The following is a 13,554-nucleotide window of genomic DNA, read 5'->3' as shown; positions in this document are numbered from 1 at the left end:
TGCTATTGCGTGAGGCAATCGGTGACAGTCTCCGGCGTACGCGCGTTTCGCAGAGTCGCACGCTACGTGAGGTGTCGAACAGTGCGCGCGTGAGCTTGGGCTACCTGTCCGAGGTGGAACGTGGACGTAAGGAAGCGTCCAGTGAACTGCTGGCCGCGATCTGCGATGCACTCGCCGTGCCCTTATCGGACGTTCTGGTCGATGTCAGCGAAACGTTGGCCACCAAGAAGACCGCTCCGGCCATCGGTCGGCCAGCCCCCAATTCCGGTTTGACGTCTCCCGGTGCGAGTGCGTCGGCATCCGGTTCCCCGACCATCGCCCGCGATACTCGAGTTGTTATTCCGGCACCCAACGCGCGCAGGTTGGCCGCTGCATAGCCACTGCCGGTCCCAACCGATAGGTTTTGTACGTAACCGCCAGTTTTTTCGAGGCGGGGACACAAAGTTCAGAGTTACGGCAGTACAGGTCACGGCAGTACAGGTCACGGCAGTTGGGGCGCAGCCCTTGTTACGGTGTGCGACGGTCGCTCACCGGGTCGCGCAGAGCGCGGCGCATCAGATGGAGGCAGGATCAAACCCATGGCTAATCCTTTCGTCAAGGGCTGGAAGTACCTGATGGCGCTCTTCAACTCGAAGATCGACGAGAACGCCGATCCGAAGGTTCAGATCCAGCAGGCGATCGAGGACGCGCAGCGTCAGCACCAGGCGCTGTCCCAGCAGGCCGCGTCGGTGATCGGCAACCAGCGTCAACTCGAGATGAAGCTCAGTCGCCAGCTCGACGAGGTCGAGAAGCTCAATGCGAATGCGCGCCAGGCTGTCAACCTCGCGGATCAGGCTGCCGCTGCCGGCGATAACGATAAAGCGATCCAGTACACCAACGCTGCTGAGGCTTTCGCCGCACAGCTCGTGACCGCCGAGCAAGGTGTCGAGGACCTCAAGGCACTTCACGACCAGTCGCTGCAGGCTGCTGCGCAGGCCAAGAAGGCCGTCGAGCAGAATGCGATGACACTGCAGGCAAAGGTTGCCGAGCGCACGAAGCTGCTCAGCCAGCTCGAGCAGGCCAAGATGCAGGAACGGGTCAGCGAGTCGCTGCGCTCCATGGACAGCACGCTTTCGGCTCCCGGTAACACCCCCAGCCTCGATGCCGTGCGCGACAAGATTGAGCGTCGCTACGCAAATGCGCTCGGTTCAGCGGAACTGGCACAGAACTCGGTTTCAGGTCGCATGATGGAGGTTCAGCAGGCCAGCGTGCAGATGGCCGGCCACAGCCGCCTCGAGCAGATCCGCGCGTCCATGAAGGGCGAGGCATTGCCGTCCGGTGGCGCCGCTGCAACTCCCGCTCCGACATCTATCGAAAAGCAGCCTCCCGCAGCCGGCACGACCGGGCAGTAGACCGACAACAACACACGATTGATGTTCTGATGTTTTCTTCACGTGGTGGCCGACCTGAGCGAGAGTTCCGGTCGGCCGTCCCTGTTTCAGTGACCGGTGCCTTCGGGGCGCTCGGACGAACCGCCGATTCGCTCCGGGAAGTCGGCTTGTCCGCTGCCGAGGCTGCACGGCGTTGGCAGGACCCTCGGGCCAAGTTCGAACGCAAACGCGGCCGTGCGAGGCGTCGGGCCCAACGTTGGGGCTTCATTTCCGGCGGCACAGTGATCGGAACGGCTGGTCTTGCCGTGGCATCTGCTCCGGAGTGGTCCATGGTTGTTGCTGGTGGGGGAGCTGCACTCTTTGCCGTCCCGGCGGTAGTTGCGCTCGGGCGGTATCGGTCGATGAACGCGGGACCGCCGCCGTCGGCTCCGATACGTCGACGCCTGCCACCGTCGTCGTCGCGTGCTTTCATCCCGATGTCGAGGCTCGTCGGCGCCGAGACGTCGTTGTTCGAGATTCTCGGTGTACTCCGACGCGCCGACACCATCGATCCTGCGGAGTTGGACGAGATCACGCTCACGGCGGATTCTGCGATACGAGCGATGTTCGCAGTGTCGTCGGACATCGTTGCGATGGAGCGGGCAGTGAAGGCGACTCCTAAGGTTGCCGAAACGCTCGATCCGACGATCAATGGTGCGATGCACGAATTGCAGGCAGGGCTGGATCAATACGAAGATCTGGTCAACTCGGCAGCCACTCTCACAGCGCCGCACACGCCTTCGGCGCTGGTGGGGTTCAACCGTGAACTTTCGGCGCTCCACCAGGCTGCGGAGCGACTCTCCAGCTTGGCCGACGCTATCGGCGAGGTCGACGAGATCACCCGCAAGTACGGCTGAAGTTCGCGGAGAACCGGGAAAGTTCAGTCGTCGGCGCCGCGAGCAGCGAGAGCTTCACCCATGGCGTCGGCGGTCATGAGCGTCCCGATGATGACGGGTACCGCGAATGACCGGAGCGAGAAGCCGAGTCCGCGGGCTTTCCGGGCTTCCGATACCTGGGTGATGACGTCGAACATCAGCGGTATGCAGCGAATCGTCATGGCGAGGAGCAGTGCGATTCTCTCCGGGTTGACCCCGAATCGTCTCAGCGGCATGAGGAACCCGGTAATCGCGTCGAGCATTTCCGAGATTCGGGTGGTCAGTCCCATGAGCGCTGCAAGGGCGATCGAGAGTACGAGTACGCCACAGATGAGGACGGCTCGTTCCCAGCCGGCGAACAGTATCTGGAATCCGCCGATGAACACGATCATCCACAGTGCGGGGCGCAGCTGAGTGATCGCAGTTCGCACGGGAATTCGAGCGGCAATGTAGAGCGCAACGACGATCAGCGTGGGCGGAATCAATTGCCAAGGGGCGCGGACGAATACCGAGACGGCAATGATCGCGAGGATGAGTGCGAGAAGTTTGAGTCCGGGTCGTGTCCGATGGAGAATCGACGTTCCCGGGCGGTAATGACCAAGGGTGGTCATGCGACGAGGGAACGGTAGAAATCGATGGAATCCGCGGGCGGACCGTCGGCTACGACGAGTCCTTGATCGATGACCAGAACTCGGTCGAACGAACTGATGAGATCGAGCTGGTGGGTCACGACGATCAATTGCTGCTCGAGTGACGCGAAAATATCGCTGATGAGTCTCGAGTTGCGGAGATCGAGCAAAGTGGTGGGCTCGTCTGCCACCAGTACTTTCGGCTCGGTCACCATGATGGCCGCGAGCGCAAGAAGTTGCTTCTGTCCGCCGGACAGTTGGTGAGTGGGATGGTCGGCGTGACCGTCCAAGCCGAAACGGCTCAGAACTGACGTGACCTTGGCAGCCCGCTCGGGTTTGCTCAGGCCGTTGCGGCGCAACGAGAATTCGATGTCTTCGGCGACCGTCGGCATGACGATCTGATGGTTGGGGTCGGTAAAGACGAATCCGACGCGCTTGCGCACATCTCGGCCCTTCTTTGCGGTATCCAAACCGTCGATACGCACCGAACCCGTTGCCGGAACTACCAATCCGTTGATCATGCGGGCCAGCGTTGATTTTCCGCTTCCGTTGGCGCCGACGATTCCGATGCGCTGCTCGGTCAATGTCAGATCGACACGGTCGAGCACGGTGCGTTCACCGAAACTGTGACCGACACCTTCGAAGATGATCTCGCTCATGGAGATTCAGTTCGCCAGAGCAGTTTTCGAGCGTGACGTGACGGTGTCACGCAGCAACGCCGGGTAGGCGCGGTGAACCTGCGACGCGACCACGGCAGTGACGACGGCTTTGGCAGCGTCAAGCGGGATAAAGGCAGCATTGGCGGTCCAGGCGGCGAGGAAACTCATGTGTCCGCGAATCATCATCCCGCCGATACCGAATACGTAGAGAACTACGACACCGCCGAGGATGTTGATTCCGATTCCGGGGACAATTCGATACTTGGGAAGCATCTTGGTTGTCAGCCAGCCGATGAGGAATGCTGCGGGTATCCAGCCGATCAAGAACCCGGCCGTGGGACTCGACAGCGAAACCAGCGCGGTCCGACCGCCGGCGAGGACCGGCAATCCGACCAGGCCCAGTGCGATCACGGTGAGGACTGCGAGTACCGCTTTACGCGGGCCGAGGAGTGCGCCGGCCATCATCACGCCCAGTGACTGAAGGGTGATCGGCACTCCGGAGATTCCGATGTTGATGGCGCCAGGCAGGCCCAACGCGATGATGAGCGCTGCGAAGACCGCGACGTGTGCGAGATCGCGGGCAGGGAAACGAGAGGTGGACACTGCGGACGTGCTCCTTAGGCCTACTGGATGGAACGTCGCGAGTTTACGTCAGCGGGTCCCGGAGTCGGGTTAGACGCATGCCCAGTCTGCTGGGGGTGGCTCGGGGTGAACCCTGATCTTTTCCTGATCTTGCCGGTGAGCTGCTGCTTTGTCGGCTCGAACGTGTCAGGCTGGTCTCACGGACTTCAGCAGGTGGGTCCGCGATACGGCAAGCGGAGGTAGATCATGTTTTGGAAGATCGTGTTGGCAGTTGTGCTGGTGTGGGTTGCGCTCGCAGTGGTCGGAACGTTGATCAAGGGCTTGTTCTGGGTGCTGGTCATCGGCGCTGTGGGCTTCGGGATCTATTTTCTCGTCAAGGCGATGTCAGGCAATGACGAGAATTCACCCGCTTCGCGTATGTGACAGGCAAGATAAGGCGGTATGGACCTTTTCCCGGAGGACTGGCACCGCGCCGTGGTCATCGTGGCGCATCCCGACGACATCGAGTACGGAGCCGCCGCTGCGGTGGCGCGGTGGACGGATCTGGGCAAGGACATCCGGTATGTCCTGGCGACCAGTGGAGAAGCAGGCATCGCGGGACTCGCGCCGGCAGAGTCCGGACCGATTCGCGAGGACGAAGAGCGTCGGTCGGCTGCAGTGGTCGGAGTTTCGGAGGTCGAGTTCCTCGGACTTCCGGACGGCCGATTGGCCGAGGGCCTCGAATTGCGTTCGGAATTGGCAGCAGCGATTCGCCGGCATCGTCCGGAGTTGGTGGTGACCATGAACTTCTCGCATACCTGGGGTCCGGGATATCTCAACAGCGCTGATCATCGCGCCCTGGGGATCAGTGTTCTCGATGCCACCTCCGATGCGGCCAATCAATGGATCTTCCCGGAACTGTCGGCCGACGGACTCGCGCCGTGGACCGGAGTGCGGTGGGTGGCCGTCAATTCGATGACGCCGACTCATTGCGTCGACGTCACGGACACAGTGGACCGGGCGGTGGATTCGCTGTCGGAACACGCTCGGTATCTGGCCGCACTCAGCGACACGCCGGTTCGGGAACAAGCCCAGGCCCAGATCGACATGGTGTCCGGGCCCAAACCGGGTTTCGACGCGACCAGAGCGGTCGGTTTCGAGTTGTACTATTTCTGACACGTGTCCGGTGCGCTTTATCCGGGGAGTCCGGTACCGTGTTACAGACGATGGCAATCCGTAACGCAGATGACCGTGTCCTTGAGCGACAGGGCGACGGTCAGCGCACTTCCAGTCGCGAGATCGACGATCTGATTCTTGATGCTGCGCGATCGTGCGTGCTCGATTTCGGGATGCAGCGGACGACGTTGGCCGAGATCTCCCGTCGCGCCGGTGTCAGTAGGCCTACGGTCTATCGGAGGTGGCCCGATACGCGTGCGGTGGTCGCGGACCTGCTCACACGTGAGATCCGCGCAGCCCTCCCCGAAATGATCGATACCGGCAGCGCCAGGACTCAGTTGGTCGCGGCGGTAGTCGATGTCGTGTCCCAGATCCGGGACCATCCGCTGTTCGTCAAGATTCGCGTTGCCGACCAGGAATTGTTGACCACCTATATAGTCGACCGCCTCGGTGCCAGCCAGCGGTCGATTCTCGAATTACTCACCGCCGTCGTTGCCGCCGGTCAGCGGGACGGATCGATTCGCGACGGAAATGTCGGTGAGATCGCGGCGATGACGTTGCTGATCGCGCAGTCCGTCGTGATTTCGGCACCGACCATGGAGGGCCAACTTTCACGTACTGCGGCGGTCGAGCACATGCGCAGTGCGATATCGGCATATCTGACACCCGTCGCCGGATCGGCGCGCTAGGAGCATGGTGGAATACGAGCGAACCGCGCCCGAGTCGGCATCGCTGAAATCGGCATCGTCGGCTCTCAACGCTGCCCGACGAACGCGAGAGTTGAACGAACTGGCGCACGGTGATTCCGTGGACGTGTTGGTGATCGGCGGTGGTATCACCGGTGTCGGAGTGGCATTGGACGCCGTCACACGCGGACTCAGTGTCGCTCTGGTGGACAAGCATGATGTGGCATTCGGTACCAGTCGCTGGAGTTCCAAACTCGCGCACGGTGGTCTTCGGTACCTGGCGTCGGGAAATGTCGGTATCGCGCGGGAGAGCGCGGTTGAACGCGGCATTCTCATGACGAGGACGGCGCCGCATCTCGTGCGTGCCATGCCGCAACTTGTTCCCCTTCTGCCGCAGACATCGTTCTTCGGAAAGTCATTGGTGCGCACCGGATTTCTCGCCGGCGACGTACTCAGAGCCAGTGCGCGGACGCCGTCGTCCGTGTTGCCTCGTTCGCGCACCGTCAGTGCGTCCCGGGCCCGAGAATTGGTGCCGAGTGTACGCCGCGAGAATCTGCGTGGCGCACTCACGGCGTACGACGGCCAGTTGATCGACGACGCTCGTCTTGTGGTGAACATCGCCCGCACCGCGGCTCTGCACGGCGCCCGAATCTTGACCAGAGTCGGGGCTTACGACGTATCCGGTACGTCCGCGACTCTGCGGGACGAGTTGACCGGAACCGAATTCCTCTTGCGTGCGCGGACCGTGATCAATGCAACGGGTGTGTGGGCGGATCAGGTGGATTCCAGCATCACGCTGCGGCCCAGTCGTGGCACCCACTTGGTTCTCGACGCGAAGTCTCTGGGCAATCCCACTGCGGCACTGACTGTTCCGATTCCCGGCGAAACCAATCGCTTTGTCTTTGCTTTGCCGGCGCAGCTCGGTCGTGTCTATCTCGGTTTGACCGATGAGGCGGCGCCCGGCCCCGTCCCGGATGTCCCGACCGCATCCGACTCTGAAATCGATTTCCTCCTCGAGACGGTGAATACGGCTCTGGAAGTGCCGCTGACGCGTTCCGACATTCTGGGCACGTTTGCCGGGTTGCGACCGTTGCTCGATACCGGCGACGGATCAACAGCAGATCTCTCTCGTAATCATGCGGTGGTCCGGTCGGGGAGTGGGCTGATCACGGTGGTCGGCGGCAAACTCACCACCTACCGCCGGATGGCGCAGGACGCCGTCGACTGTGCCGTCGAGGTGGGCGGGCTGAATGCCAGCGCCTGTCGAACCCGGAACTTGCCTCTCGTGGGTGCCGCGACTCGGGCGGAATTGAACAAGATCGCAGCTCCCGCTTCGCTTGTCGCGCGTTACGGCACCGAGGCCGAGACAGTGTTGGCGACAGGCGATCATGGCCTTGATGCTGTGGCCGGCTTGGACGTCTGCGTCGCCGAACTCGCTTTTGCGGTGTCACATGAAGGTGCGCTCGACGTGGACGACATTCTGGACCGCCGGACGCGCATCGGTTTGGTGGCTTCCGATCGTGAACGTGCCTTGCCGGCGGCGGAGACGGCAATCCGGGCGGTATGACCGGTCTCTGTGGCATGTGACACGCTGTCCGAGTGCGTGTAGCCGTAGTTGCCGGGCCGGACCCGGGTCATGCTTTTCCCGCAATAGCGTTGTCGCTGGCGTTGATCGCAGCCGGCGACGAGCCGATTCTGTTCACCGGTTCGCGATGGGTGGACGCAGCCAGAGCGGCGGGAGTGGAAACCGAGCCACTCAAGGGTTTGGCTCCTCGGCCCGGTGACGACGACCTCGATGCCGGCGCTCGGATCCACGGGCGGGCCGCCTATATCTCGACGGAACTGCTACCGGATCTGAGAGCTGTCTCCGCTGACCTTGTTGTCTCCGACATCCTCACTGCCGGAGGCGGATTGGCCGCTGAGCAGTTGGGGATTCCGTGGGTCGAGCTGTCTCCGCATCCGTTGTATTCGCCGTCTCGGGGTTTGCCTCCCATCGGTAGTGGGCTCGCGCCGGGCGTCGGGCTTCGTGGTCGACTGCGCGATACCTTGATGAGGGCTGCGACGGGCCGCTCGATCAAGCAAGGACTCGCACAGCGTTCCGAAGCGCGCGTCAGCGTGGGGCTTCCGGCAGTTGATCCGGGCCCTGCCGCAAGGTTGATCGCGACGCTCCCCGCGTTGGAAGTTCCGCGTCCGGACTGGCCGGAACACGCCCATCTGGTCGGTCCGTTGTTGTGGGAACCGACCGAGAAGATTCTGGAGCCGTCGGTGGGCTCGGAGCCGTTGGTCATGGTGGCACCGTCGACGGCGCACACCGGCGCGGTGGGAATGCTCGAGGCTGCCGTCGACGGTCTGGAAGGTGCCGGTGTGCGGTTGGTCGCATCGGTACTGGAAGGCTCGGACGGGCAGCATCCGGAGTGGGTTCGAGCCGGACTCGGCCGTCAGGACGTGATGCTCCGTGATGCGTCGGTCCTGGTGTGTGGGGGAGGCCACGGAATGCTGGCCAAAGCCATGTTGGCCGGGGTGCCGACGGTGATCGTTCCCGGCGGCGGAGATCAGTGGGAGTTGGCGAATCGCGCCGCTCGGGGTGGCGGTGCGGTCATCGTGCGGCCCGCTGATGCCGGGTCGATCAGGGATGCCGTCCTGCGGGTCCTGGCGGACAGTAGCTTCGCCGAGGCGGCCCGCGCTGCGGCGAAGACTGCATCCGACGTTCGTGACCCGGTGGCCGTGTGCCGAGAGGTTGTTGCCGGGGGAGTCCGGGCCTGATCTCATCTGGTGCACGAAGCGCTCTGCGTGCACTACCGTTGCGGCTGTGCGATTGACCGAATTTCATGAACTGGTACGCGAAGAGTTCGGGCAGGTACGAGGCGACTCGATGCTGGTCGACCATGTAATGACGAGTGTGGGTGGGCAGACTGCGGAGGCGGCACTCGAAGCCGGCTGGGACCCTCGTGAGGTGTGGCGTGCGTTGTGCGCCGACTTCGATGTTCCGCTCTCCCGTCGCTAGATTCTTCGGCGTTGTTCGAGCCTTCTCTGTTGTTCGAACAAATGTTCGTCTATGCTGACTGTGTTCAGTGGTAACTGCCGCTTCCGTGATTGCAGGATTTCGGTAGGCCGGCACGACGAGCATAAAGTTTGTCGGTGGCCGGTTCTACTCTGATCGCAACACCACTGAGACTGACTTTTAAGGATGGGGATCACGATGGCACCACAGGCACCTGATCGGGACAAGGCGCTCGACCTCGCGTTGGCGCAGATCGACAAGAACTTCGGCAAGGGTTCGGTGATGCGCCTGGGTGAAGGTGTTCGTCAGCCCATCGCAGTCATCCCCACCGGTTCCATCGCGCTTGATGTCGCGCTGGGTATTGGCGGGTTGCCTCGCGGACGCGTCGTAGAGATCTACGGTCCGGAGTCCTCGGGTAAAACCACTGTTGCTCTGCACGCGGTTGCCAACGCTCAGGCAAACGGCGGCATCGCTGCATTCATCGATGCCGAGCATGCACTCGATCCGGACTACGCAGCCAAGTTGGGTGTCGATACCGACGCGCTCCTGGTCTCCCAGCCCGATACCGGTGAGCAGGCACTCGAGATCACAGACATGCTGATTCGCTCCGGCGCCCTCGACATCATCGTCATCGACTCCGTGGCCGCACTTGTTCCCCGCGCCGAGATCGAAGGCGAAATGGGCGACAGTCACGTTGGTCTCCAGGCCCGTTTGATGAGCCAGGCCCTGCGAAAGATCACCGGCGCCATGAGCAACTCGGGTACCACCGTGATCTTCATCAACCAGCTTCGCGAGAAGATCGGCGTGATGTTCGGTTCGCCTGAAACCACCACCGGTGGTAAGGCTTTGAAGTTCTATGCTTCGGTCCGTCTGGACATCCGTCGCATCGAGACGCTCAAGGACGGCACCGACGCAGTCGGCAACCGTACCCGCGTCAAGGTAGTCAAGAACAAGGTTGCTCCGCCGTTCAAGCAGGCCGAGTTCGACATTCTTTACGGTCAGGGCATTAGCAAGGAAGGCTCGCTCATCGACATGGGCGTCGAGCACGGCTTCATCCGCAAGTCCGGATCCTGGTACACCTACGAAGGTGACCAGCTGGGTCAGGGCAAGGAAAATGCTCGAAAGTTCTTGCTGGAGAACACGGATATCCGTGATGAGATCGAGAAGAAGATCAAGGAAAAGCTGGGTATCGGTGCAGACGTCACCGCTACCGATGAAGCTTCTGCTGACTTCTGAGTCCAGCCATGGATTTCATCGACGGTGATGGTGGCGAGGACGCCGGCTATCGACGTTCTCGCTCCCGATCCGCGCAGACTGGGCGGCGCGGCGAGCGCGGCCAGCATGGTGAAGATGGCCAGCGTCGGGAGCGTGAACCGCGTGCCGAAGGTGGTACGGAGGCGCAGGCAAAAGATGCGTGCCTACGCCTCCTGACCGACCGGGCGCGTAGCCGTTCCGAGCTGGAAAAGAAGCTGATCAGCCGAGGATTCGAGACGGAGATCATCACTCGCGCGCTCGATCGACTGCAAGAAATCGGTCTGATCGACGACGCCGACTTCGCACATCAATGGGTGCACTCACGCCACACCTATTCGGGCAAAGGCAAGAAGGCGCTCGCTGTCGAACTCAGGCTCAAAGGCGTCGATCAGGACATTGCGTCTGAGGCGCTCTCTCAGATCGACTCAGCGGATGAGCGTGAGCGCGCTGCAGAGTTGGTGCGACGGAAGCTGCGCAACAAGCCTGTCGAGGATCGCGACAAGGTGATGCGACGGCTGGTCGCCATGCTTGCGCGCAAAGGGTATTCGGCAGGTATGTCGTACGAGGTAGTCAAGACGGAGATGGCAGCAGCTGCAGATTCGTAGTGCTGCCAATTGACAAAAAGCGGGGTGTGTCACCGAATTCGGTGACACACCCCGCTTCTCCTGACTCTGGGCGTGCCCGGGGTCAGGGGTCGGTGAGATCCATACCCGGAACGGAGACGCCCACAGCTGTGATCGGGGCAGCGATAGGGCCCTTGCCTTTTCGCTTTCCGGAACGGAGGCGCTTCTCGACCTTCGTGGCGAGGTACGTCAGTGTCGAGTTCAGGATGATCATGATCACTGCCGCCACGATGAGGGCAGGCAGATAGTTCCGGAACGCAGCACCGATCTGGGTGGACTGCCGGACAAGTTCGGTGTAGCCGATGATGTAACCAAGTGCGGAGTCCTTGAGCGCCACAACCATTTGGGAGATCAGTGCCGGAAGCATCGTGGTGACTGCTTGCGGTAGAAGGATCGTCGCCATGATCTGGGACTTGCGCATACCCAGGGCTTTGGCTGCTTCGGATTGACCGCGGGGAAGTGAGTTGATTCCGGAGCGGACGATCTCTGCGATCACTGACCCGTTGTAGAGCGTCAAACTCACGACCACGGCAGCGAGTGCAAGGAGATCGAGTTTGAAAACCTTGTATTCGGCAAAAACCGCGTACATGAAGATCATCAGCAGGAGAACGGGAATCGCACGGAACAGTTCGACGAAGACACCGCTGATAATTCGCACGACGCGATGATCCGACAAGCGTCCGATGCCGAGAATCGCTCCGAGGACCAGCGCAAATACGATCGATAGTGCAGCAGCTACCAATGTGCCTTTGATTCCGGGAAGCAGATACGTGGTCCAGACGTCTGCCTGCAGGAAGGGATTCCACTTGGCCGAGGTCAACTGATCCTTGTCCTCGAGGGCCCGGTAAACGACGTAGGCGACTGCGAGGGCCACGATTGCCACCGCGACCGATATCAGGCGGTAGATGACGCGAGCCTTAGGTCCGGGCGCGTCGTAGAGAACTGTTGCGCGGTCGCTCATCGTGACACCTCGAATTTCTTGGCCAGCTTGCCGAACAGCAATCCTGTCGGCAGGGTCAGGATGACAAAGCCGACGGCAAAGATTCCTGCGGTTACGAAGAGTGCGGCTTCGTTTTCAAGGATCTCCTTCATCAACTTCGATGCCTCGGACACGCCGATCACGGCGGCGACAGTGGAGTTCTTGGTCAGGGCGATCAAGACACTGCCGAGTGGTGCGATCACAGCGCGGAATGCCTGGGGAAGAACGATGAGTCGGAGGTTCTGTACGAAGGTCAACCCGAGGGACCGGCCGGCTTCGGCTTGTCCCGCGTTGACAGTGTTGATTCCGGCGCGGATCGATTCGCACACAAACGATGCTGTGTAGATGCTCAGACCCAGAACCGCGAGGCGAAAGTTGTTGTCGATCACGAAGGTCGAGGAGTTGTTACTCGCGAGATTCACTCCGAGTGTCTGGGACAACCCGAACACACAGAACAGCAAGATCAGTGTGAGCGGTGTATTGCGGAAGATCGTGACATAGGCGGTGCCGAGGAATCGGGCGACAGGCACGGGCGATACTCGCATCGCGGCAATAATCACGCCGAGTATCAATGCGCCGATCGCCGAGAAGATCGTGAGCTGGATCGTGGTCCAGAACGCTTCGAGGATCTGGCTTCCGTATTCGTCGAGAATTTTCACTTACCGTCTCCCCAGTTCATGGGTCGTTGTTGAAAGTGCTTACCCTGGTGCGGTTTCCGGATGAGGAAACCGCACCAGGAGTGGGGACTGCTCGGGTGGTTCAGTACCGATTGACGGTGGGCGGTGCCGGCATCGGGTAACCCGACGGTCCGACGGTTTCGGTGAATGCCGCTGCCCAAGCGCCGGAAGAGATCATCTTCTCGATGGCATCGTTGATCTTGCCGCGTCCCTCGGAATCATCCTTGGCCAAGCCGATTCCGTAGTTTTCGGTCGTGAACGGCTCACCGGCGATCCGGAACTCGCCGGGAGACTGCGCCGCGTAGCCGGCCAGGATGATGTCGTCGGTGGTGACGGCGTCGACCGCGCCGTTGCGCAGTGCTTCGACGCACGCCGAGTACGTGTCGAATTCCTGGAGTTGGACGTCCTTGGCGTAGGTGTCCTTGACCTTCTGCGCGGGGGTGGAGCCCGCTACCGAGCACAGGATCTTGCCGCCGTTAAGTGATTCAGGGCCCGTGATGTCGGTGTTATCGGCCTTGACCAGCAAGGACTGGCCGGCGACGAAGTAGGGTCCGGCGAAGCTGACCTTTTCCTTGCGAGCGTCGGTGATGGAGTAGGTGGCGACGATGTAGTCGACCTCACCGTTCTGGATCAACGTCTCACGCTGGGCGGACGGTGATTCCTTGAACGTGATGTTCTCGGGCTTGACGCCGAGCTCGTTTGCGACGTACCGGGCAACCTCGACGTCGAAGCCACTGAAGGTGCCGTCTGCGTTGCGCAGGCCGAGTCCGGGCTGGTCGAACTTGATGCCGACGGTGAGCTTGCCGTCGGCGGCATTCTCGCTGACGGTGTTGCTGCTTTCGCTGCCACCGCAGGCGGTAGCCGCGAACGCGATGGCCATGATTCCGATTCCGAACCGGACGGAACGATTGATCTTCATGGAGACCCTCTCAATTGTTTACGTATGAACAGTGCGGTCGGATCAGTGCGCGAGGATCTTGCCGAGGAAGTCCTTGGCCCGATCCGACTTGGGATGGGTGAAGAAC

General features: G+C 61.4%; 17 protein-coding genes. 11 read left to right on the top strand and 6 right to left on the bottom strand.

From position 1 onward, the window contains the following. The 3 genes from QM600_RS26960 to pspM form a co-directional block, all read left to right on the top strand. On the top strand, positions 1-377 hold a 377-nt coding region (locus QM600_RS26960), incomplete at its 5' end, for a helix-turn-helix domain-containing protein (RefSeq protein WP_283264833.1). Positions 378-578: 201 nt separating this feature from the next. Next, the gene (locus QM600_RS26955; RefSeq protein ID WP_243618564.1) at positions 579-1,391 is read left to right on the top strand and encodes a PspA/IM30 family protein; all 813 of its coding nucleotides are present in this window, start codon (positions 579-581) and stop codon (positions 1,389-1,391) included. 89 nt (positions 1,392-1,480) lie between these two features. Then, the gene (gene pspM / locus QM600_RS26950; RefSeq protein ID WP_283264832.1) at positions 1,481-2,266 is read left to right on the top strand and encodes a phage shock envelope stress response protein PspM; all 786 of its coding nucleotides are present in this window, start codon (positions 1,481-1,483) and stop codon (positions 2,264-2,266) included. Between the two features lie 23 nt (positions 2,267-2,289). Here the strand turns inward: pspM and QM600_RS26945 are convergent, their stop codons facing one another. From QM600_RS26945 to QM600_RS26935, 3 genes are read right to left on the bottom strand one after another with little or no spacing between them, the layout of a single operon-like run. Continuing rightward, positions 2,290-2,895, bottom strand: a complete 606-nt coding sequence (locus QM600_RS26945; protein WP_283264831.1) for an energy-coupling factor transporter transmembrane component T family protein — start codon at positions 2,893-2,895, stop codon at positions 2,290-2,292. After that, positions 2,892-3,572, bottom strand: coding sequence for an energy-coupling factor ABC transporter ATP-binding protein (locus tag QM600_RS26940; RefSeq protein ID WP_283264830.1), 681 nt, complete (start codon positions 3,570-3,572; stop codon positions 2,892-2,894). The genes QM600_RS26945 and QM600_RS26940 overlap by 4 nt, the downstream gene beginning before the upstream one ends. A gap of 6 nt (positions 3,573-3,578) precedes the next feature. Further along, entirely contained in the window at positions 3,579-4,175 is a 597-nt protein-coding gene (locus QM600_RS26935) for a biotin transporter BioY (protein WP_283264829.1), read from the bottom strand. A gap of 225 nt (positions 4,176-4,400) precedes the next feature. Here QM600_RS26935 and QM600_RS26930 point away from each other — a divergent pair, with 225 nt between their 5' ends. The 8 genes from QM600_RS26930 to recX all read left to right on the top strand — a co-directional run bounded on the left by QM600_RS26930 (position 4,401) and on the right by recX (position 10,855). After that, positions 4,401-4,577: a hypothetical protein gene (locus tag QM600_RS26930; protein WP_169633759.1), complete on the top strand. Its 177-nt coding sequence runs from the start codon at positions 4,401-4,403 to the stop codon at positions 4,575-4,577. 18 nt (positions 4,578-4,595) lie between these two features. Then, the gene (locus tag QM600_RS26925; RefSeq protein ID WP_283264828.1) at positions 4,596-5,309 is read left to right on the top strand and encodes a PIG-L deacetylase family protein; all 714 of its coding nucleotides are present in this window, start codon (positions 4,596-4,598) and stop codon (positions 5,307-5,309) included. 50 nt (positions 5,310-5,359) lie between these two features. After that, positions 5,360-5,998, top strand: a complete 639-nt coding sequence (locus QM600_RS26920) for a TetR/AcrR family transcriptional regulator (protein ID WP_349307294.1) — start codon at positions 5,360-5,362, stop codon at positions 5,996-5,998. Positions 5,999-6,002: 4 nt separating this feature from the next. Further along, entirely contained in the window at positions 6,003-7,562 is a 1,560-nt protein-coding gene (locus tag QM600_RS26915) for a glycerol-3-phosphate dehydrogenase/oxidase (RefSeq protein WP_283264826.1), read from the top strand. 32 nt (positions 7,563-7,594) lie between these two features. Further along, positions 7,595-8,758 (top strand): glycosyltransferase, encoded by a 1,164-nt coding sequence (locus tag QM600_RS26910; RefSeq protein ID WP_283264825.1) that lies wholly within the window; start codon positions 7,595-7,597, stop codon positions 8,756-8,758. A 46-nt stretch (positions 8,759-8,804) separates the two neighbouring features. Continuing rightward, on the top strand, positions 8,805-8,999 hold the full coding sequence (locus QM600_RS26905; RefSeq protein WP_094272501.1) for a DUF3046 domain-containing protein: 195 nt from the start codon (positions 8,805-8,807) through the stop codon (positions 8,997-8,999). 195 nt (positions 9,000-9,194) lie between these two features. Further along, the gene (recA, locus tag QM600_RS26900; protein WP_169633763.1) at positions 9,195-10,232 is read left to right on the top strand and encodes a recombinase RecA; all 1,038 of its coding nucleotides are present in this window, start codon (positions 9,195-9,197) and stop codon (positions 10,230-10,232) included. A gap of 8 nt (positions 10,233-10,240) precedes the next feature. After that, positions 10,241-10,855: a recombination regulator RecX gene (gene recX / locus QM600_RS26895; RefSeq protein ID WP_283264824.1), complete on the top strand. Its 615-nt coding sequence runs from the start codon at positions 10,241-10,243 to the stop codon at positions 10,853-10,855. 82 nt (positions 10,856-10,937) lie between these two features. Here the strand turns inward: recX and QM600_RS26890 are convergent, their stop codons facing one another. The 3 genes from QM600_RS26890 to QM600_RS26880 form a co-directional block, all read right to left on the bottom strand. Beyond that, a complete protein-coding gene (locus QM600_RS26890; protein WP_283264823.1) occupies positions 10,938-11,834 on the bottom strand; it encodes an amino acid ABC transporter permease in 897 nt (298 codons plus the stop codon). Beyond that, on the bottom strand, positions 11,831-12,511 hold the full coding sequence (locus QM600_RS26885; protein WP_243618551.1) for an amino acid ABC transporter permease: 681 nt from the start codon (positions 12,509-12,511) through the stop codon (positions 11,831-11,833). Before QM600_RS26885 ends, QM600_RS26890 begins: the two co-directional genes overlap by 4 nt. A 100-nt stretch (positions 12,512-12,611) precedes the next feature. Next, the gene (locus tag QM600_RS26880; protein WP_283264822.1) at positions 12,612-13,448 is read right to left on the bottom strand and encodes a glutamate ABC transporter substrate-binding protein; all 837 of its coding nucleotides are present in this window, start codon (positions 13,446-13,448) and stop codon (positions 12,612-12,614) included. Positions 13,449-13,554 lie beyond the last annotated feature (106 nt).

This window comes from Rhodococcus sp. IEGM 1379 (assembly GCF_030056815.1).
Lineage (GTDB): Bacteria > Actinomycetota > Actinomycetes > Mycobacteriales > Mycobacteriaceae > Rhodococcus_F.
The sequence above is the reverse complement of the archived record's forward strand: the minus strand, read 5'-3'. Positions and strand labels throughout refer to the sequence as shown.